We start from the raw sequence: 19,866 nt of genomic DNA, 5'->3' as shown, positions 1-19,866 counted from the left end.
CGCCGTACCCGGACCACGCCGTGGGCCGCCGCCCCGCCTCCCCGCGCGACGGCGGCCCACGGCGTGTGCGGCCCCCCGTACCCGAGCGCTGAGATACCGGTGGCGAATTTCGCGACTCCGGGGACGCCACGGGTCCTGGGATGGCACGCTGTGTGCCGATACGCGGCCGTCCGGTGACCGGGACGCGGCCAGTGAGGTCTTGTCACGGTCCTTGCGGAGCCTTTACGTTGGCCGCTGCGACGTGTCCTACAGCCAGTGGGGGAGCCACATCATGGCCGCAACCGGTCGGCATCGCCGATACCAGCCGAGCCGTATCAACCGTGCGTCCCTCACCGTCACGGCGGGCGGCGCGGGCATGGCGCTGCCGCTCCTCGCCGCGGCGACCGCCCACGCGGCGCCGGTGGACGTGTGGGAGAAGGTCGCGGCCTGCGAGTCGACCGGCAACTGGCAGATCAACACCGCCAACGGCTATTACGGCGGGCTCCAGTTCACCCAGTCCACCTGGGAGGCGTACGGCGGCACCCGCTACGCGCCGCGCGCCGACCTCGCCACCAAGGACCAGCAGATCGCCGTCGCGGAGAAGGTGCTCAAGGGGCAGGGCCCCGGCGCCTGGCCCGCCTGCTCGGTCCGCGCCGGACTGACCCGGGGCGGCGACGCGCCCGAGATCACCCCGGCGAAGGCCCGCGACACCGGGACCGCGGTCCAGGCCGACGTCCGGACGAAGAGCGCGAAGGCCGAGCCGAAGAAGGCCGACACGCGGAAGGCCGCCTCGCCCACCTCCGTACCGACACAGCGCGAGGGGTACACCGTCGCCCGGGGCGACTCCCTCTCGGGGATCGCCGCCGAGGAGTCCGTCAAGGGCGGCTGGCAGCGGCTGTACGAGGAGAACCGCCGGATCATCGGCAGCGACCCCGATCTGATCTTCCCGGGGCAGAAGCTCGTGCTCCAGGCGCCCGCCAAGGGCACCGCCGCCGCGCCCAAGGAGACGGCCGCGCCCGTCCCCACCGAGAAGCAGAAGAAGACCGAGGCGCCGAAGCGGACCGCCAAGACCCAGGAGACGGCGAAGCCGAAGCAGCAGGAGAAGCCGAAGCAGCAGCAGGAACGGAAGCAGGAACAGAAGCCCAAGCAGGAGGAGAAGCGGCAGGTCAAGGCGGAAGCCCCGGCCGCGAAACCGAAGACGGCCGACATGTCCGCCCCGGTCTCCGCCTCCACCGGCACCCAGTACCGCCAGTCCGGCTCGTGGGCCAGCGGCTACCACACGGGCGTCGACTTCCCCGTCCCCACCGGCACCTCGGTGAAGGCCGTCGCCGCCGGCCGCGTGGTCTCGGCGGGCTGGGCCGGGGCGTACGGCTACGAGGTCGTCATCCGGCACGCGGACGGCAAGTACAGCCAGTACGCGCACCTCTCCGCGCTCACCGTACGAGAGGGCCAGAACGTCGGCGGCGGCCAGCGGATCGCCCGGTCAGGATCCACCGGCAACAGCACGGGACCGCATCTCCACTTCGAGATGCGTACGGGGCCCGGCTACGGCTCCGACATCGACCCGCTCGCCTACCTGCGCGCGGGCGGCGTCCGCCTCTGAGTCCTGCTCCTGCGGGCGTGGCGCCCGTGGCGTCCGGGCGGCCGGGACCGATGACCCCGCGCTGCCCTCCCGCGCCGTCCGGGACGCGGCCAGCCGCTCCCTGGTGAGCAGGATCAGCCCGCCCGCCGCGACCACACCCGAGGTCAGCGCCAGCGCCGTACCCAGCGACCCGTACCGGAACTCCTCGCCGAACAGCGTCAGTCCCACGGCCGCCGCCACCACCGGGTTCACGACCGTGACCGTGGCCAGCGGGCCCGCCAGCCCCGCGCCCCGGTACGACGCCTGGGAGAGCAGCAGCCCGCCCGCGGCGAGGACCGCGATCACCGCCAGACTCGGCACCTGCACGGTCGGCCGGTCCGAGGTCCAGTCCACCGCGACGGTCTTGGTGAAGACCGAGGCGATGCCGAACGCGACCCCGGCCGAGGCCGCCAGCAGCATGCTCCGCACGGCGGGCCGCCCCACGAGCTGCGCTGCCAGGAAGAGCACCCCCACCGCGCCGAACGTGCCGGCGGCCAGGACCAGCCGCTCCCCGCCGTCCAGCGAATGCGTGTCCGTACCCTCGGTGAGGGCCAGCAGCCCCGCCAGACCCACGGACGCCATGAGCGCGCCCCGCCACGCGGTGCGTCCGGCCCTGCGCCCCACGAAGAGCGCCGCCATGGGTAGCGCGAAGACGATGGTGAGCGCGCCGAGCGGCTGGACGACGCTGAGCGGCCCGTAGGCCAGCGCGACGACGTGCAGCGCCGCCCCGAGCCCGTTGAGGGCCACGGCGGCCCACCACACCCCGTGGTGCAGCGGCGCGTACGGGCGGGCGGGGGTGTCCGTGGCGACATGCTCCTGGAGGATCGCCCCGGACGCGTAGGCGACCGCGGAGACCAGCGACAGGAGAACGGACAGGGCGAGTGCACTCATGCCTTCCACGATCTCTCGCCCGGACGGTTCGCGCGTCGTCCTGGAGAGGTCATTGCGGTGTAATGCCGCAGGAGGACGGACCCGGGCCGATCTCCACCCGTGGGCGGTATTCCAGGTCAGCGCCGTCCCCATGGGCCCGGGACGGCGCTGACCTGGAACAGGACGAACCGGGCACGTACCCACTCCACGCGACCGGCGGTCGCGGAGCGTGACCGCCCGGGTGGGCCGGGTCGCCGACCGGGCGCCGCAGCGGTCTTCCGCGCGGACGGAATCCGGGTGACCATGACAGGGCCGCGTGCGATCGCCGGGCGAGGACGGGGGTGGGGCGTGCGGATCGGTCTGCTCACCCGCGAGTATCCGCCGGAGGTCTACGGCGGCGCGGGCGTCCATGTGGAGTTCCTGGCCGGGGAGCTGCGTGCGCTGGCCGACCTCGAAGTGCACTGCTGGACGGAGGCCACGGAGGCCACGGAGGCCACGGAGGCCACGGAGACGGCGGAGACCGCTGCCGCGGCCGCCCCCGTCGCGGGCACGGACGCCGGGGGAGTGGTACGCCACCGGGCCGCGCCAGGGCTCGCGGGCGCCAACGACGCCCTGCGCACCTTCTCGGTCGACCTGTCGATGGCCGCCGCGCTCGGCGGACGCGACCTGGTCCACTCACACACCTGGTACGCCCACCTCGCCGGTCATCTCGCCAAACTGCTCCACGGCATCCCGCACGTGGTGACGGCGCACTCCCTGGAACCCCTGCGCCCCTGGAAGGCCGAGCAACTCGGCGGCGGCTACGCGCTGTCGCGCTGGGCCGAGCGCACCGCCTTCGAGGCGGCGGACGCCGTGATCGCCGTGTCCCGGGGGATGCGCGCCGACATCCTCGCGTGCTACCCCGCCCTCGACCCCGAGCGGGTGCGCGTCGTCCACAACGGCATCGACACCCGGCTCTACCGCCCCGACCCCGGCACCGGCGTACTGGAGCGGATCGGTCTCGACCCGGACCGGCCCTACGTCCTCTTCGTCGGCCGGATCACCCGCCAGAAGGGCGTCCCGCACCTGCTGCGCGCGGCCCGCGCCCTCGACCCGCAGGCGCAGCTCGTCCTCTGCGCGGGCGCGCCGGACACCCCGGAGATCGGCGCCGAATTCCGGGAACTGGTCGAGGAGTTGGACCGTACCCGCGACGGGGTGCACTGGATCCCCGAGATGCTGCCGCGCCCCGAGGTGATCCAACTCCTCTCCCACGCGGCGGTGTTCGTCTGCCCCTCGGTGTACGAGCCGCTGGGCATCGTCAATCTGGAGGCCATGGCGTGCGGGACCGCCGTGGTCGCCTCGGCGGTCGGCGGGATCCCCGAGGTCGTCGACGACGGCGGTACGGGGCTGCTCGTGCCGTACGACGAACGCCACCCGGAGGACTTCGAGTTTGGGCTCACCGAAGCCGTCAACCGGGTGCTCGACGACCCCGAGTCGGCGCGGAGGATGGGCGCCGCGGGCCGCGAACGTGCCGTACGGGAGTTCGGCTGGGACCAGGTGGCCCGCCGTACGTACGAGGTGTACCAGGAGCTTCTCAGGACCCAGTAGAGGGAGCGGCCATGCGCGGTGGACCTTCGGTGCTCGGGATCGTCCTGGCCGGCGGGGAGGGCAAGCGTCTGCTGCCGCTCACCGCCGACCGGGCCAAACCGGCGGTGACGTTCGGCGGTACGTACCGGCTCGTCGACTTCGTCCTGTCGAATCTGGTGAACGGCGACATCCTGCGGATGTGCGTGCTGACCCAGTACAAGTCGCACTCGCTGGACCGCCATGTCAGCACCACCTGGCGGATGTCGAGCCTGCTCGGCAACTATGTGACCCCCGTGCCCGCGCAGCAGCGGCTCGGACCGCGCTGGTACCTGGGCAGCGCCGACGCGATCCTCCAGTCCCTCAACCTCGTCCACGACGAACGCCCCGACTACATCGCGGTGTTCGGCGCGGACCACGTCTACCGGATGGACCCGCGCCAGATGCTCGCCCAGCACGTCGAGAACGGCGCGGGCGTCACCGTCGCGGGCATCAGGGTGCCGCGCGCCGAGGCGTCGTCGTTCGGGGTCATCACCCCGGGCGCCGACGGTGTCCAGGTCGAACGGTTCCTGGAGAAGCCGACCGATCCGCCGGGGCTGCCGGGCGACCCCGAGCAGGTGTTCGCCTCGATGGGTAACTACCTCTTCACCACGAAGGTCCTCGTCGACGCGCTGCACCGGGACGCCGAGGACGAGAACTCCGTGCACGACATGGGCGGTTCCATCCTGCCGATGCTGACCGAGCGGGGCATGGCCCAGGTCTACGACTTCCGGAACAACCATGTGCCGGGCGAGTCGGCGCGCCAGCACGGCTACTGGCGCGACGTGGGCACCCTCGACTCGTACTACGACGCGCACATGGACCTGATCTCGCCCCAGCCGGAGTTCGACCTCGACAACCGCCGCTGGCCCATCTACACCCACCCGGGCCAACTGCCCCCGGCCCGCTTCGTGGCGGGCGGTATCGCGACCGACTCCGTCGTCGGTCCGGGCTGTGTGATCCGGGGCCAGGTGAGCCGGTCCGTGCTCTCCCCCGGTGTGGTGGTGGCCGAGGGCGCGATGGTGCAGGGCTCGGTGCTCCACGACAACGTCCGGGTCGGACGCGGGGCGGTGGTGCGCGGCTCGATCCTGGACAAGAACGTGGACGTGCCGCCCGGGGCGACGATCGGTGTCAACCCCGGGCGCGACCGGGAGCTGTACACCGTGTCGGAGAACGGTGTCATCGCGCTGGGCAAGGGACAGCGGGTGGTCTGACCGGGGTCCGCGGTCCGGTCCCGCCGCCCGGTCCCGACGCCCGGTCCCTCCCCGGGCGGCGGGACCGGACCTCAGAGCATCCGGCGCCGCCGCCCCAGCCAGGTCTGGGCGATCACCACGACCGCCAGGAAGGCGCCGCTGACGACCTGTTGGTAGGCGGAGTCCAGCGAGCCGATCTGGTTGATGACGTTCTGGATGACCTTCAGCAGCAGCACCCCGACGAGCGATCCGCTGATGAAGCCGAAGCCGCCCGTGAGCAGGGTGCCCCCGATGACGACGGCGGAGATCGCCTCCAGCTCCATCCCCGTACCGAGAATGGTCACCCCGGAGACCAGCCAGGCCGCGTTGAGCGCCCCGGCGAGCCCGGCGCAGAGCCCCGAGAGGGTGTAGACGGCGATCTTCGTACGGGCCACCGGGGCGCCCATCAGTGCCGCGGCGTCCTCGTTGCCGCCGACCGCGTACACGTACTGGCCGAAGCGGCTGCGGCGCAGCACGACCGCGCCCAGCACGAAGAGCGCCGCCGTGATCCACACCGGCAGGCCGATCCCGAACAGGGTGTCCTGGCCGAGCCGGGCGAAGAAGGACGACCCGTCCACCAGATAGGTGTTGGCGCCCTCGTCGGTGACCGACAGCAGCACCCCGCGCGCCAGCAGCATCGCGGCGAGCGTGACGATGAACGGGGCCAGCCGCGCCCGTGCGATCAGCAGACCGTTGACCAGGCCGATCAGCCCGCAGACCGCGAGCGGCAGCAGCAGCGCGACGGCCGTGCCGTACCGCGAACCCCAGGCGGCGAGCACCCCGCCGAGCGCGAAGAGCGAACCCACCGAGAGATCGATCCCGCCGGTGATGATCACAAAGGTCATACCGAGCGCGACGACGGCGAGGAACGCCGAGGAGACCGCCATGTTCGCCACGTTGTCGCCGGTCGCGAAGGTGTCGAAGCCGGCCGAGGCGGCGACGGCCACCACCACGAGGGTGACGAGCGCGCCGTGCCGCTGGGCGAGCGCGCTGAGCCGCTCGGCCCGGCTCGCACCGAACGGATCCCCGTCGTCGTTCAGGGAGTTGGCCTCCCGGGTGTCCACCGTGGTCACCGCTTCCCCCGTTCCCGTGCCGCGTACACCGCGAGCACGATCACCACGGCCTGGGCGATCTGGGTCCAGGACGGCGGCAGGTCGTGTTTGATGAGCGTGGCGGTCAGGAGCTGGATGAGCACGGCGCCCGCCACGGTCCCGCCGATCCTGATCCGGCCGCCGCTCAGCGGCGTACCGCCCACCACCACGGCGGTGATGGCCGACAGCTCCATCAGGGTGCCGAGCGAGGTCGGGTCGCTCGCCTGGAGCCTGGCGGTGGCCAGCACCCCGGCGACCGCGGCCAGGACGCCCGAGCCGACGTAGACGAGGATCAGCACCCGGCGCACCGGCAGCCCGGCGAGCCGGGCCGCCGGTCTGCTGTCGCCGATCGCGAGGAGCTGCCGGCCGAAGGTCGTGCGCCGTACGGTGAAGCCCACCGCCAGCGCCAGCGCGGCGGCGATCAGCACGAGGTACGGGACGCCCAGCAGATCGCCCGAGCCCAGCGCGGCCAGACCCGGGTCCCTGACGTCCTTGAGCTGGGGGAGCAGGACCAGCGCGAGACCGCGCCCGGCGACCATCAGGGCGAGCGTCGCCACGATGGGCTGCACCCCGATGAACGCGATCAGCGAACCGTTGGCGAGCCCGACGGCGGCCCCGCCGATCACGGCGACGAGCAGCGCGATCCACGGCCCGTACCCGAGGTAGAGGGAGAGCAGCGAGGTGGAGAGCGCCATCACCGCGCCCACGGAGAGGTCCACGCCCTCGCTGCCGATGGCCAGCGCCATCCCGAGCGCCACGATGATGACGGGCGCGACCTGCACGGCCTGGGTGCGGAAGTTCTCCGCGGACAGGAAGTGCGGGGTGAGCAGGACATTGGCGAGCAGCAGGGCGGCCACGCCCGCGTAGACGCCGTACTCCTGGAGGAGCGTCAACAGGCGGGCCCGGTCCAGGGGTACGCGCCGCGGCGCCGCGAGATCAGTCATGACGGCCCTCGTCCTCCTGGGGTGCGCTCCCCGCCGCGATGGCGTGCAGCAGCCGGTCCTCCGTCACCTCGGCGCCGGTCAACTCCGCGACCACCGCACCGTCCTTGAGCACCACGACCCGGTCGGAGCCCTCGATCAGCTCCTCCATGTCGGAGGAGATCAGCACCACCCCGAGCCCCTCGCCCGCGAGTTCGTCGATCAGCCCCTGCACCTCCGCCTTCGCACCGACGTCGATACCGCGCGTGGGCTCGTCCAGGAGCAGCACCTTGGGCCGCATCGCCAGCCACCGGGCGAGCAGCACCTTCTGCTGGTTGCCGCCGGACAGCTCACCGACCTTCTGGTGCGGGCCCGACGCCTTGATGCGCAGCCGCTTCATGAAGGTGTCCACCAGCCGGTCGATCCGCGCGTCGTCGACCAGCCCGAAACGGGACAGCCCCGGCAGCGCGGCCAGCGCGATGTTCTCCCGTACGGAGAGCCCGGGAACGATGCCCTCGGCCTTGCGGTCCTCGGGCAGCAGGCTGATACCGGCCCTGATCGCGGCGGGCGTGGACCCGGTCCGTACGGGCGCCCCCGCCACCACCACCCGGCCCGTGTCGGGCGGCAGCGCGCCCGCGATGGCCTTCGCGGTCTCGCTGCGGCCCGAACCGAGCAGCCCGCCCAGCCCCACCACTTCGCCGGGCCGCACCCGTACCGACACCCCGTGCAGAACTTGACGCACCGTCAGGTCATGGGCCTCCAGGACGGGTTCGCCACCCGTGTCGTGCCCGCCGGAGAACTTGGTGAGCCCTTCGCCGCGCACCTCGCCCATCTCGCGGCCGAGCATCAGCGAGACCAGCCGCAGCCGGTCCAGTCCGGCGATCGGGCCGGTGTGGACCCGGCGGCCGTCGCGCAGCACGGTGACGGTGTCGCAGATCTCGTACAGCTCGTCCAGCCGGTGGCTGACGTAGATCACCGCGATCCCGCGCTCCCTGAGCATCCTGATCACCCCGAACAGGGTGCGGACCTCGCGCGGTTCGAGCGACGACGTGGGCTCGTCCATGACGACGACCCGCGCGTCGACCGAGACCGCCCGCGCCAGGGCCACCATCTGCTGGGCGCCGACCCCGAGCGAGCGCAGCGGCCGGCGGACGTCCACCCGCAGTCCGAGACCGCGCAGCGCCTCGTCGGCGGCGCGGTGCATCCGCCCGAAGTCGATCAGCCCGAGCCGGCCGCGGGGCTCGCGCCCCAGGAAGAGATTGCGGGCCACGCTCATCAGGGGGACGAGATTGACCTCCTGGTAGATCGTGGAGATCCCGGCGTGCTGCGCCTCCAGCGGGGTGGCGAACCGTACCGGCTCGCCCCGCAGGACGATCTCGCCCCCGTCGGGCCGGTACACACCGGTGAGCACCTTGATGAGGGTGGACTTGCCCGCGCCGTTCTCGCCGATCAGCGCGTGGACCTCGCCGGGACCGACGCTGAGGTCCACCCCGTCCAGGGCCCGCGCGCCGGGGAAGGACTTGGTCAGCCCGGTGACCGACAGCAGGTGCGGCCGTACGCCGTCCGTCACCTCCGTGAGGGCGTCCGACGGCACGTCAGTATGCCTTGCCCAGATCGGCCTTGGCGTTCTCGGGGGTGTACGCGGTGTCCTGGATGACGATGTCCTGGGAGACCTTCTCGCCCCGGGTGAAGGTGTCCAGGGTCTGGAAGGCCAGCGGTCCGAAGCGCGGATTGGACTCGATGACGCCGGAGATCCAGCCGTCCACGATGCCCTGCACCGCGTTGCGCGTGCCGTCGACCGTCACGATCTTGATGTCGCCCGCCTTCTTGCCCGCGCTCTTGAGGGCGTTGACGGCGCCGAGGCCCATCTCGTCGTTCTCGGCGTAGATCCCGGTGATGTCCGGGTTGGACTGGATGAGCTGCTCGGTGACCTGCTGGCCCTTCTCCCTGGCGAACTCGCCGGTCTGCTCGAACACCACCCGGAGTCCGGGCGCCTCGGCCTTGATCCGGTCCTTGAACCCCTTGGTGCGTTCGGTGGTGACATTGTTCCCGGCGGCGCCGAGGAGGATGGCGACCTTGCCCTTGCCGCCGGTCGCCTCGATCATCCGGTCCGCCGCGCGGCTGCCCTGCTCGACGAAGTCCGAGCCGATGAAGCTCACATAGTCCTTGCAGGCCGTCGCGTTGATCTTCCGGTCGATGGTGATGATCGGGATCTTCTTCGCCGCCGCCGAGCGCAGCACCGGGCCCCAGCCGTCCGAGTTGAGCGGGGCGATGACCAGCAGGTCCGCCCCCTTGGTGATCAGGTCCTGGACATCGCTGATCTGCTTGGAGAACTGCGACTGGGCGTTGGCCGTGAGGAGCTTGATCCCTCGGTCGGCCGCCTCCGCCTTGATGGAGGCCGTCTCCGCGATACGGAAGGGGTTGGCCTCCTTCTCGGACTGGGAGAAACCGACGGTCGCGCCGGCGAGGTCCAGCTTCTTCCCGCCGAACTGGTCGAGGGCGCAGGTCCTGTCGGTCCCGGCGCTGGGGGAGGCCACCACCTGGTCGCCGCCCCCGGCCGCCGCCTTGCTGTCGCCGGAGGCGTCGTCCTCCGACTTGGCGCAGCCGGTCAGGGCGAGTGCGGCGACGAGACTCGCGGCGAGAACGGTCGTGGTGGTGGAGCGGACAGCGGAAGACTTCATGGCGGAACCCCATCTCGGCACGGCCCCGGCGCGCGGAACACCGCCCGGGAGATCTGCTCGTACGGTCTGCTGGTCTGCACGGTCTGCTGCGCTTGTTCGGAAGGTTTTTTACATCGTTGTACGGATCCTGTAAACCCTTCGCGCGAGAACGGCGCCACACGGTCCCGCGAACACTCCGTACGGGCACGTCACGCTCTGCCGCGGGTGCTCTCACGCTCCACCAGCCGGAATTCCGCGCGGAGTTCACGCGCCCGCCGCTCGCCCGTGCCCTGCTCACCGGCCTCGTCCCGGCCGCCGTGCAGCCGCTCCACGAGGGACTGCACGGCGAGCCGCGCGATGGTGTGTTTCGCGGGCGAGACCGTGGTCAGGGTGACCGTCCCGTACCGGCCCTCGGTGACGTCGTCGAAGCCCACCACCGCCACATCCTCGGGCACCCGCAACCCCCGCTCGGAGAGCACCCGCATCGCGCCGATGGCGATCAGGTCGTTGTACGCGAAGACCGCGTCCGGCAGCTCGCCCGAGTCCAGCAGCCGGGCCATCGCCGCCGCGCCGTCCGCGTGCGCCCAGCCGCCGGTCGGCGCGATCAGCGAGTCCGGAGCCGGCATCCCCGCCGCCGCCAACTCCGCACGCCAGCCGCGCAGTCGGAGCTGGGAGGGCTCGTTGACCATGTCCGTGCGCGCCCCGAGGAACGCGATCCGCGACCGGCCCAGCGCGAGCAGATGGCGCACGGCGGTCCTGGCCGCCGCGACATTGTCGATCGCGATGTGGTCGTAGGGCAGGTCGTACTCCCGCTCGCCGAGCAGCACCAGCGGCGCGTCCTGGTCACGGCCGCGCAGATCCTCCGCCTCCAGCTCGATCGGGCTCAGGATCAGCCCGTCGATGACCCGCGCCCGGAACCCCTGGCTGACCAGGATCTCCCGCTCCCGGCTGCCCCCGGTGTGGTCGAGCAGCACGGTGTACTCGTGCTCGGCGGCGGCGTCGATGACCGCGCCCGCCAGCTCGGCGAAGTACGGGTTGCCCAGCTCGGGCACGGCCAGCGCGAGGATGCCCGTACGGCCCTTGCGGAGATGGCGGGCCGTCAGGTTCGGCACATACCCCAGCTCGTCGATGGCCCGCTGCACCCGGGACCGCATCGAGGGCGTGACGTGCCGGTAGTTGTTGACCACGTTCGACACGGTCTTGATCGAGACGCCCGCGCGTTCCGCGACGTCCTTGAGGCTGACGCTCACCGATATCTGCTCCCCGACTCTGGACAGTGCCGCAAATGGCGTGCTGTCATGCCAACTGCCGTTCCTTCCAACGTTGTACAGACTGACGCAACGAGCCGCCACCCTCTCTTCGCAAGGAGGATTCGTGCGCATCCGAAGAAAACTGGCCCTCCTGCTCGCCGCCGTCCTCGGCGTCGCCGGACTCACCGCGGCCCCCGCCGCCTCGGCCGCGGACGACCCGGCCGAGGCACGTGGACTCAAGGGTGAGTACTACACCCAGTCCGCCCCGGGCGCCTTCGACTTCCACGAGCTGAAGGCCACCGTGTTCGACCCGGTCATCGACTTCGCCAATCTGGAGCCGCGGCTGACCGCCACCACCGGACGGGCCGACGACGTCTCCGTACGCTGGACCGGGAAGATCGTCCCGGAGACCTCCGGCGCCCACACGTTCTCGATGACCGGCGACAACGGCTTCCGGCTCTGGGTCGACGGACGCCTCGCCATCGACCACTGGGTCGACGACTGGGACAAGGAACAGACCGCCCAGCCCCTCGACCTGACGAAGGGGCAGGCGTACGACATCAAGGTGGAGTACTTCGAGCACTACGGCGGCTCCAGCCTCCGCCTGCGGTGGACCGAGCCCGGCGGCACCAAGGAGCCCGTGCCCTCCTCCGCGTTCCGGCTGCCCGACGGCTTCGCGTACAACGGCGCCCTCGCCACCACCGTCCTGCCCGACGGCCGCACCCTGCGCCTGGACTTCGGGCAGAAGCTCGCCGCCCCGCCCGCCGGTCTGGCCGGCCACCTCAGCGCGGTCATCGGCGGCGCGCAGTGGCCGCTCGGCACCGTCAAGAAGGACCCGAAAGACGCCCGGCGGCTGCTGGTCACGCTCAAGGAACCGGTCGTCGGCAGGGGCGGCAGCGCCGACCTCCGCTACGACGGGGCCGGCGGTCTCACCGCCGACCTCGGCGCACCCGTCGACCCCTTCTGGAGCAGCGGGCCCAACACCTCGGAGTACCAGCTCACGACCCCCTGGGCCAAGGAGGTCGGGCCCCGCAACGCCCTGCCCGAGTACCCCAGGCCGCAGTTGACCCGTGACGCCTGGCAGAACCTCAACGGGCAGTGGCAGTTCGCCGCGGCGACGAAGGGCGAGAGCCCGCCGGTCGGCAAGAACCTCCGCGAGAAGATCCTCGTCCCCTACCCCGTGGAGTCGAAGCTCTCCGGCGTCGAACGGCACGAGGACCGGATGTGGTACCGCCGCACCTTCACCGTGCCGTCCACCTGGCAGGTGGGCCAGGGCAAGCGGCTCAACCTCAACTTCGACGCCGTCGACTGGCAGGCCGAGGTCTATGTCAACGGCACCAAGGTCACCGAGCACAAGGGCGGTTACGACCGCTTCACCGCCGATGTCACCGACGCGCTGAAGCCCGGCCGCACCCAGGAACTGATCGTCGGCGTCTACGACCCCACCGACTCCCGGGACGGCGAGAACCCGCCGATCGGCAAGCAGCGCCTGGACCCCAGCGGCATCTGGTACACCCCGTCCTCCGGGATCTGGCAGACGGTGTGGATGGAGCCGGTCGCGGCCGACCACATCGGCTCCCTGAAGCTCACCCCCGACGTCGCGGGCGAGAAGCTCGCCGTCGAGGTGCGCGGCGTACGGGACGGCGTGCGCGTCACGGCCACCGCGTACGACGGCCGGCGCAAGGTCGGCACGGTCACCGGCCGCAGCGGCACCGCCCTCAGCGTGCCGGTCCGTGACCCCCACCTGTGGTCGCCGGACGATCCGCACCTCTACCGCCTCGAAGTGACGGCGGGCAAGGACCGCGTCGGCAGCTACTTCGGGATGCGCTCGCTCACGGTCGAGAAGGTCGACGGCACCCCCAGGACCGTCCTCAACGGCACGCCCACCTTCCTGATGGCCACACTCGACCAGGGCTTCTGGCCGGACGGGCTGCACACGGCGCCGACCGACGAGGCCCTCGCGTACGACCTGAAGGCGCACAAGAAGCTCGGCTACAACTCCGTACGCAAACACATCAAGGTCGAACCCGACCGGTGGTTCTACTGGGCGGACCGGCTCGGGCTGCTGGTCTGGCAGGACATGCCCGCCATGAACACGATCAACCCGAACGCGGCGTCCCGTACCCAGTACGAGCACGAGATGAAGCGGATGATCGACCAGCACAGCAGCAGCCCCTCGGTGATCATGTGGGTCACCTTCAACGAGGGCTGGGGCCAGTACGACCAGGCGCGCGTCGCCGACCAGGCCAAGGCATGGGACCCGACCCGGCTGATCAACAACATGAGCGGGGTGAACTGCTGCGGCGCGGTCGACGGCCGCAACGGGGACATCGCCGACGCCCACGGCTATCCGAGCGCCCAACTGCCGGCGCCCGACGGCAAGCGGGCGCTGGTCAGCGGGGAGTACGGCGGCCTCGGCCTCGCCGTTCCCGGCCACGCCTGGCCGGTGCAGCACACCTATGTGGGGGTGGACCAGGCCGCGTACACCGACGCGTATCTGGCCGAACTCGACAAGGTGCGCGCGCTCGCCTGCAAGGGGAGCAACGGCGCGGTCTACACCCAGATCGCCGATGTGGAGGGCGAGCTGAACGGACTGCTCACCTACGACCGGAAGGTGCTGAAGCCCGACACCCAGCGGCTCAAGGCGGCCCACGAGGCGCTGATCCGCGACGCCGAGAACCCGGCCGCCATGGAGTGCGCCACCTCCTGACGGCCGTCCCACGGCCCTGACGACCGACACCGGTGGCCCCGGTCCGCCCCCGCCAGGGACGGACCGGGGCCACCGGCGTCGGACGCTCCGGGCCGCCGGGGCCGGGGCGGGGCGCTCCGGGCGGCCGGAATAGCCTGCCACCTGTCCGCATTACCAAGGGGAGGTTGCCTCAGGGGCGACCGAGCCCACCGGTCAGATGGAGGAGCCCCGTCCATGCCCCACGCCCCTGTGCCGCACCCGCTCGACAACCCCGTGCGCGCCGCCCTCACCGGACCGCACGCGCACGTCGCCGAGCGGTACGGCGCGCTGCTGCGCTACCCGGCCGACATGGCGCCCTGGCTGGCGCTGCCCGCCGACCCGGACGAGACCGACTGGGCCGACGTCGCCGCGTTCGCCGGGCCCGGCGGCGCCCTGGCGCTCGCCGGGTTCGCCGGGGCGCCGCCGGCCGGCTGGGAGGTCACCTTCCAGGGCGACGGCGTCCAGATGGTCGACGCCGGACTCGCCGCGAAGCCGGACGAGGAGGCCGTACGCCTCGGCCCCGCCGACGTGCCCGAGATCCTCGACCTGATCGAGCGCACCCGTCCGGGCCCCTTCTTCCCCCGCACCGTCGAACTCGGCACCTACCTGGGCATCCGCCGCGGCGGCGCGCTCGTCGCGATGGCGGGGGAGCGGATGCGCCCGCCGGGCTGGACCGAGATCAGCGCCGTCTGCACCGACCCGGAATTCCGTGGCCAGGGACTCGCGGCCCGGCTGGTCCTGGCCGTCGCCGACGGCATCCGGTCCCGCGGTGAGACGCCCTTCCTGCACGCCGCCGCCGACAACACCAACGCCGTACGGCTCTACGAGTCGCTCGGCTTCCGGCTGCGCCGGCCCATGAAGTTCCTGGGCGTACAGGTTCCGGCCGGGACGGTCGTCACGACGGTGTAGCGCGGCGGGATGGCGCGGCGGGATAGGATGATGGGATTTTGTTGGCTCCCGCTCCGTCGGTACGCTCCTGACCCGCGGTGATGATCTCGGCAGCCGGCACCACCCCCAGTGATCAGTGATCAGTGTTTCGAGGAACGGCAACAACGATGACGGTGACAGAGGACAGCCCGGCGTACGGCGGCGGCCAGGCGGGCCCGGCCGGCCCGGCCGGGGGCGGCATCCCGGAGCCCCGGGACGGCGTCCCGGAGTTCGGTCCCGGCATCGACCCCGAGCGGATGGCCGTCTGCCTGAGCGTGCTGGACGAACTCGACAAGCTGGACGTCGACCACCCGGACGCGATCGCGGTCCGGCGTGCCACCGCCGGGATCTACCGGACGGTGAAGCAGCGCCGCCGCCAGGAGCGCAGGGCCGCCAAGACCGCCCACGACAAGGCCGTCACCGAGGCCACCGCCACCGGCTCGGCCGAGCGCATCGACGACGAGACCCAGGGCCTGCTGCCGTCCTCCTCGGCCGCCGGGGAGATCGCGGGCATCCTCCAGCGCCCGCGCTCCTGCTACATCTGCAAGACCCGCTACACCGAGGTCGACGCCTTCTACCACCAGCTCTGCACCTCCTGTGCCGCGGAGAACCGGTCCCGGCGCGACGCCCGTACGGATCTGACGGGACGCCGCGCCCTGCTGACCGGCGGCCGGGCCAAGATCGGCATGTACATCGCGCTGCGGCTGCTGCGCGACGGCGCCCACACCACCATCACCACCCGGTTCCCCGCCGACGCGGTCCGCCGCTTCAAGGCCATGCCGGACAGCGACGACTGGATCCACCGGCTGAAGATCGTCGGCATCGACCTGCGGGACCCGGCGCAGGTGGTCGCCCTCGCGGACTCCGTCGCCGCCGCGGGGCCGCTGGACATCCTGATCAACAACGCCGCGCAGACGGTACGCCGCTCCCCGCAGGCGTACAGCGAACTGCTCGCCGCCGAGTCGGCGCCCCTGCCCGCGGGCGAGCTGCCCGCCTCGCAGGTCATCGGCGCGTTCGGCAGCGGCTCCCAGGCCGTGCTGTCGGCGGGCGGCGCCGAGGCCCTGAGCGCGTCCGACGTCACCGGACTGGCGCTGGTCGGCGGCTCCGCCACGCTCGCCAGGATCGAGGCGGGCACGGCGATCGACGCGGGCGGCCTCGTCCCCGATCTGCACGACTCCAACAGTTGGGTGCAGACTGTCTCCGAGGTGGACGCGGTCGAACTCCTCGAAGTGCAACTGTGCAACTCCACCGCGCCGTTCATCCTCATCAGCAGGCTGCGCCCGGCGATGGCCCGGGCCGCCGCCGCCCGCGCCTACGTCGTCAACGTCTCCGCGATGGAAGGGGTGTTCAGCCGCGGCTACAAGGGCGCGGGACACCCGCACACGAACATGGCCAAGGCCGCGCTGAACATGCTCACCCGCACCAGCGCGCAGGAGATGTTCGAGTCCGACTCCATCCTGATGACGGCCGTCGACACCGGCTGGATCACCGACGAACGCCCGCATCCGGACAAGATGCGCCTCGCCGACGAGGGCTTCCACGCCCCGCTGGACCTGATCGACGGCGCCGCCCGGGTGTACGACCCCATCGTGCGGGGCGAGAGCGGCGAGGACCTGTACGGCTGCTTCCTCAAGGACTACGCGCCCGCCAATTGGTAGCCCCGGGACCGACACCCCGTCACAGGACTCCCGCTACACCACCGGCGGAACCCCGGCCGACCGGAACTGGTCCGGTTGGCCGGAAGTTCACCCGAAAGCCAGCCCTATAGAGCGGACTGGCGCTCATCTGGTTACTCTGATGCGCACGGACGGCCAAGCAGGGGACACACCATCCCCACGGCCGTGCTGGGACAGGCCCCCTACCACGGCCGCGGTCCCGTCCGACAAAACGGCGCCACCGCGACGGAACCACCTGTCCCAGAGTTACCCGACACAGAGGAGTGCGCGGTGACACCAGATCTGACGCAGCGAGAACAACGTCCGACGGAGCCCGCCGAGCGTGGTCGCGGGCCCGAGAAGCGTGGTCGGGGGCCCGAGAAGATCGGCAACCTGGAGGTCTGGGCCCGATCGGCCCCGATCCGGCTCGCGGGGTACGAGGACGACCTCGCCGAACCGCACATCCTGCCCGGGGTCGACTGACCGGCCCGTGGAACGCTCCCGTACCCCCGCGCGAGCCGGGGTACGGGACGGCGCGTCTCAGGCGTCGCGCGCGATCCCGGCCAGGGTCCGGCCCAGCCACCGGGCGTACGCGCGCTGGAGCACCGGCACCAGCGGGCCCGCGAGCCGGGCGTACCGGCGGGCCGGGCGGCTGAAGGCCGTGACGGTGAACCAGACGGAGCCGTCCTCGCCCAGCTCGACCACGAAGGACTCCTCGCCGCACTCCGGATGCCCGGTCAGGGTGCCGTACGCGAAGCCCGTACGGTCCCTCTCGTACGCGGTCCACACCACCTCGCACGGCGCGGTCACCCGCAGCCGCCCCACCCCGAGCGAGACCCGCACCCCGGTGCCCGGCTCCGCCCGGGGCGAGGTGGCCGCGACCCCGGCGCCCGACCGCCGGTGCAGGGCGAAGGTGGTGACGGCGGCTCCCGCCGCCTCGAAGGCGGGGCGGCCCCGGCCGATCCTGGTCCGGTGGTGGAGATGGTGATAGCCGTCCGGCAGCGGGCCGAGCCGTGTGGCGCCCACGTCGGGGTAGGTGAAGGTGGCGGCATTCATGCGGCGGTCTCCTTGAGTCGTCGCCAGGACAGGATCGAGCAGAGGGCGAAACCGAGGGCGTTGCCCAGGCCGTGCGTGGCCGCCATCCAGGTGAGGGTGGGACGGGGGAGCCCGGTGGCCTCGCCGAGCGCCCAGCTCAGCGCGAGGGCCATGGTCGCCGCCAGCACACCCGAGGAGACGGCGAGCAGCGCGCGCGTGCACCGGTCCCGCGCGCCGGGTCTGATGTCACGCCAGGTCAGCACCGCGACCGTCCACATTCCCGCGGTCAGCACGACCGCGCCGGCCAGCTCGGTCGCCTCGCCGGTGAAGTAGCCGATCAGGACCGTCAGGGTGCCGAGCGGGACGCTCAGCGCCGCGAACCGGCCCGCGGGGCCCGGCACCGTACGGCAGACCAGGCCGGCGGTGAGTGCCGCGGCGAAGCCGGCGAAGTGGAAGTGCGCGACCGTCAGCCGCAGGGTCGTCAGGTCGAAGCCGAGCAGGTGATGTCCCCACCGCTCCGCGACCAGGGCGACCCCCGCGATCGACGGGGTCACGAGCGCGGTGAGCGCCGCCACCTCCGCCGGGGCGGGGAGCGGGGGTCGGCTCTTCACGGCGCGGATCACGGCGAGCAGCGCCAGGGCGAGGGTGGCGAGCGCGTAGCAGACGGCGAGCGCGGTGGCCGGCGCCCCGCGTGGCAGCCAGAGGGAGACGGCGCCCAGCAGGCCCGGCAGGGGCCACAGGCGGCGTAGCGCCCGCAGACCGGCGGTGGCGGGCCTCTCCGGTGTCTCCAGCAGCCGCAGCCCCAGCGGCACGATCGCCAGCACGCCGACCGTCACGATCATGCTGACCAGCACGGACATCCCACGCCACCCCCGGACTTGAACGCGTTCAGTTCCTTCGGTGAGCCTAAGTCGTTTATTGAACGTGTTCAAGTCCCGGGCGTGTCGGGCTCCTCCGGCTTGCGGGCCGTGGGGGGATCCGGCACACATGGGGAGACATTCACGGAGGAAAAGGCGGGAGATTCTGGTGCGCTCACCCATCGGTCGACGGAGTGCCGCGCTCGTCGCGCTGTCCACGGGCGTTCTGATCACGGCGGGCTGCGGGTGGGGCGGCGGCGGTGGCGGTGGCGGTGGGGAGAACGCGCCGACCGGCAAGGACCTGCACTTCCAGCCCGTCGCGGCCCCCGGACCGGACCCTTTCACCTCGTCGACCGCCGTGGCCCTGCCCGCCCCCGTGGGGCCGGCGGGGCGTGACGCGCGGAGCTCCCCGGGCCCGGCGGCCCCGCAGGGGGGCGCGCGGGGCCGGGCCGCGGACGTACGGACGCCACGCGCCCTGCCCGGCTCCACCCCCGGCCTCTACGGCGGCTCCCCGTCGGCCAGTTGCGATGTGGAGCGGCAGGTCGCCCTGCTCGCCGGGGACCCGGCGAAGGCCCGCGCCTTCGCGCGGGGCGCGGCGCTCGGCCAGACGCCCGTCCCCGACTTCCTGCGCGGACTGACCCCCGTGGTGGTACGGGCGGACGTCCGGGTCACGGCCCACGGCTACCGCGACGGCGCGGCCACCGCCTTCCAGTCCGTGCTCCAGGCGGGCACCGCCGTCATGGTGGACGAGTACGGCATGCCCAGGGTGCGCTGCGCGGGCGGCAGCCCCCTCGGCGCGCCGGTCGCCGCCCAGGGCTCCGTCACCTACAAGGGCAAGCCCTGGCGGGGCTACGAGGCCGACCGGGTCGTCGTCGTCAACCGTGCCGCGCGCCCCGTCGACGCCCTGGTCATCGTGGACCTGGTCGACCACGTCTGGGTCGAGCGGCGGATCGGTACCGACGGCGGCGAGGACCGGCCCCCCGGGACGCCGCCGCCGTACGCCCCGGACGCCGACATCACCGACCCCGAGGCGGTGAAGGCGCCGGGAGCGGTCACCCCCGAAGCCGCCGGCCGCGCGGAGTCCGCGCCGCCCGGCGGCGGCGCCTCACCGTCGGGCGCCCCGGCCGGCCGGGAGCGGCCCGCCGTACCGGAGCAGCCGCTCCCCGCGGACGAGGCGGAGCCCCTGCCGGAGGCCGAGGCGGGCCCCGGTGGCGGATCCGGCGGGGTGCCCGGCGACGACCTCGCCCCGCCCGTGGACGAGCTGTACCCGCCGGAGCCGGACGGGCAGCCCGACGGCCGGTCCGACGGGCAGCCGGACCCCGGTGGGCCGGTCCCGCCCGACGGACCGGCCGCCGACGCCGCCGCGTTCCCGGGCTGACCGGGCGGGTTCGCCGGGCTGACCGGGCGGTTCGCCGGGCTCGTCGAGCCGACCGGGCCCG

General features: G+C 72.5%; 16 protein-coding genes. 8 read left to right on the top strand and 8 right to left on the bottom strand.

Features of this window, described 5'->3' with window-relative positions:
- The first annotated feature begins 271 nt into the window (after positions 1–271).
- Positions 272–1,582, top strand: a complete 1,311-nt coding sequence (locus tag ACIO3P_RS32270; RefSeq protein WP_401850053.1) for a transglycosylase family protein — start codon at positions 272–274, stop codon at positions 1,580–1,582.
- Here the strand turns inward: ACIO3P_RS32270 and ACIO3P_RS32265 are convergent.
- Positions 1,463–2,491 carry a DMT family transporter gene (locus ACIO3P_RS32265; protein ID WP_329826454.1) on the bottom strand — a complete coding sequence of 343 codons (1,029 nt, stop codon included), beginning with the start codon at positions 2,489–2,491 and terminating at the stop codon, positions 1,463–1,465. The two genes, ACIO3P_RS32270 and ACIO3P_RS32265, sit on opposite strands and share 120 nt — an antisense overlap.
- 327 nt (positions 2,492–2,818) lie before the next feature.
- Here ACIO3P_RS32265 and glgA point away from each other — a divergent pair, with 327 nt between their 5' ends.
- Both glgA and glgC read left to right on the top strand, forming a co-directional pair.
- Positions 2,819–4,057, top strand: coding sequence for a glycogen synthase (gene glgA / locus ACIO3P_RS32260; protein WP_401850200.1), 1,239 nt, complete (start codon positions 2,819–2,821; stop codon positions 4,055–4,057).
- A gap of 11 nt (positions 4,058–4,068) precedes the next feature.
- Positions 4,069–5,286 (top strand): glucose-1-phosphate adenylyltransferase, encoded by a 1,218-nt coding sequence (gene glgC / locus ACIO3P_RS32255; RefSeq protein ID WP_401850052.1) that lies wholly within the window; start codon positions 4,069–4,071, stop codon positions 5,284–5,286.
- A gap of 71 nt (positions 5,287–5,357) precedes the next feature.
- Here glgC and ACIO3P_RS32250 read toward each other — a convergent pair whose 3' ends face one another.
- The 5 genes from ACIO3P_RS32250 to ACIO3P_RS32230 form a co-directional block, all read right to left on the bottom strand.
- A complete protein-coding gene (locus ACIO3P_RS32250) occupies positions 5,358–6,368 on the bottom strand; it encodes an ABC transporter permease (RefSeq protein WP_401787603.1) in 1,011 nt (336 codons plus the stop codon).
- 5 nt (positions 6,369–6,373) lie between these two features.
- Positions 6,374–7,339, bottom strand: a complete 966-nt coding sequence (locus ACIO3P_RS32245) for an ABC transporter permease (RefSeq protein ID WP_329826456.1) — start codon at positions 7,337–7,339, stop codon at positions 6,374–6,376.
- The gene (locus ACIO3P_RS32240; RefSeq protein ID WP_401850198.1) at positions 7,332–8,861 is read right to left on the bottom strand and encodes a sugar ABC transporter ATP-binding protein; all 1,530 of its coding nucleotides are present in this window, start codon (positions 8,859–8,861) and stop codon (positions 7,332–7,334) included. Before ACIO3P_RS32240 ends, ACIO3P_RS32245 begins: the two co-directional genes overlap by 8 nt.
- Before the next feature lie 49 nt (positions 8,862–8,910).
- Positions 8,911–9,996, bottom strand: a complete 1,086-nt coding sequence (locus tag ACIO3P_RS32235; protein WP_401850049.1) for an ABC transporter substrate-binding protein — start codon at positions 9,994–9,996, stop codon at positions 8,911–8,913.
- A 188-nt stretch (positions 9,997–10,184) separates the two neighbouring features.
- Positions 10,185–11,225 (bottom strand): LacI family DNA-binding transcriptional regulator, encoded by a 1,041-nt coding sequence (locus ACIO3P_RS32230; RefSeq protein ID WP_329826458.1) that lies wholly within the window; start codon positions 11,223–11,225, stop codon positions 10,185–10,187.
- A 124-nt stretch (positions 11,226–11,349) separates the two neighbouring features.
- Between ACIO3P_RS32230 and ACIO3P_RS32225 the strand changes: the two genes are divergently transcribed.
- The 4 genes from ACIO3P_RS32225 to ACIO3P_RS32210 all read left to right on the top strand — a co-directional run bounded on the left by ACIO3P_RS32225 (position 11,350) and on the right by ACIO3P_RS32210 (position 17,018).
- Positions 11,350–13,935: a PA14 domain-containing protein gene (locus ACIO3P_RS32225; protein WP_401786630.1), complete on the top strand. Its 2,586-nt coding sequence runs from the start codon at positions 11,350–11,352 to the stop codon at positions 13,933–13,935.
- 213 nt (positions 13,936–14,148) lie between these two features.
- Positions 14,149–14,862 (top strand): GNAT family N-acetyltransferase, encoded by a 714-nt coding sequence (locus ACIO3P_RS32220; protein WP_401850047.1) that lies wholly within the window; start codon positions 14,149–14,151, stop codon positions 14,860–14,862.
- Between the two features lie 146 nt (positions 14,863–15,008).
- Positions 15,009–16,538: an SDR family NAD(P)-dependent oxidoreductase gene (locus ACIO3P_RS32215; protein ID WP_401850045.1), complete on the top strand. Its 1,530-nt coding sequence runs from the start codon at positions 15,009–15,011 to the stop codon at positions 16,536–16,538.
- A gap of 288 nt (positions 16,539–16,826) precedes the next feature.
- Positions 16,827–17,018: a hypothetical protein gene (locus ACIO3P_RS32210; protein WP_329826462.1), complete on the top strand. Its 192-nt coding sequence runs from the start codon at positions 16,827–16,829 to the stop codon at positions 17,016–17,018.
- Between the two features lie 57 nt (positions 17,019–17,075).
- On the opposite strand, the gene ACIO3P_RS32205 is transcribed toward ACIO3P_RS32210, so the two are convergent.
- On the bottom strand, positions 17,076–17,591 hold the full coding sequence (locus ACIO3P_RS32205; RefSeq protein WP_329826463.1) for a DUF1990 domain-containing protein: 516 nt from the start codon (positions 17,589–17,591) through the stop codon (positions 17,076–17,078).
- Positions 17,588–18,430, bottom strand: a complete 843-nt coding sequence (locus ACIO3P_RS32200; RefSeq protein ID WP_401850044.1) for a YndJ family protein — start codon at positions 18,428–18,430, stop codon at positions 17,588–17,590. Before ACIO3P_RS32200 ends, ACIO3P_RS32205 begins: the two co-directional genes overlap by 4 nt.
- A 166-nt stretch (positions 18,431–18,596) precedes the next feature.
- On the opposite strand from ACIO3P_RS32200, the gene ACIO3P_RS32195 reads away from it, so the two are divergent.
- Positions 18,597–19,805, top strand: a complete 1,209-nt coding sequence (locus tag ACIO3P_RS32195) for a DUF6777 domain-containing protein (protein ID WP_401850043.1) — start codon at positions 18,597–18,599, stop codon at positions 19,803–19,805.
- The last annotated feature ends 61 nt before the right edge of the window (positions 19,806–19,866 follow it).

Source organism: Streptomyces sp. NPDC087310, assembly GCF_044744405.1.
Taxonomy (GTDB): Bacteria; Actinomycetota; Actinomycetes; order Streptomycetales; family Streptomycetaceae; genus Streptomyces.
This window is presented reverse-complemented; position numbering and strand designations above follow the sequence as displayed.

What these genes read in the sequence shown, in the direction of transcription:
- ACIO3P_RS32205 (WP_329826463.1), bottom strand. Translation starts at nt 17,591, where the DNA reads ATGAATGCCGCCACCTTCACCTACCCCGACGTGGGCGCCACACGGCTC.
- ACIO3P_RS32220 (WP_401850047.1), top strand. Translation starts at nt 14,149, where the DNA reads ATGCCCCACGCCCCTGTGCCGCACCCGCTCGACAACCCCGTGCGCGCC.
- ACIO3P_RS32215 (WP_401850045.1), top strand. Translation starts at nt 15,009, where the DNA reads ATGACGGTGACAGAGGACAGCCCGGCGTACGGCGGCGGCCAGGCGGGC.
- glgC (WP_401850052.1), top strand. Translation starts at nt 4,069, where the DNA reads ATGCGCGGTGGACCTTCGGTGCTCGGGATCGTCCTGGCCGGCGGGGAG.
- ACIO3P_RS32235 (WP_401850049.1), bottom strand. Translation starts at nt 9,996, where the DNA reads ATGAAGTCTTCCGCTGTCCGCTCCACCACCACGACCGTTCTCGCCGCG.
- ACIO3P_RS32200 (WP_401850044.1), bottom strand. Translation starts at nt 18,430, where the DNA reads ATGTCCGTGCTGGTCAGCATGATCGTGACGGTCGGCGTGCTGGCGATC.
- ACIO3P_RS32265 (WP_329826454.1), bottom strand. Translation starts at nt 2,491, where the DNA reads ATGAGTGCACTCGCCCTGTCCGTTCTCCTGTCGCTGGTCTCCGCGGTC.
- ACIO3P_RS32245 (WP_329826456.1), bottom strand. Translation starts at nt 7,339, where the DNA reads ATGACTGATCTCGCGGCGCCGCGGCGCGTACCCCTGGACCGGGCCCGC.
- ACIO3P_RS32270 (WP_401850053.1), top strand. Translation starts at nt 272, where the DNA reads ATGGCCGCAACCGGTCGGCATCGCCGATACCAGCCGAGCCGTATCAAC.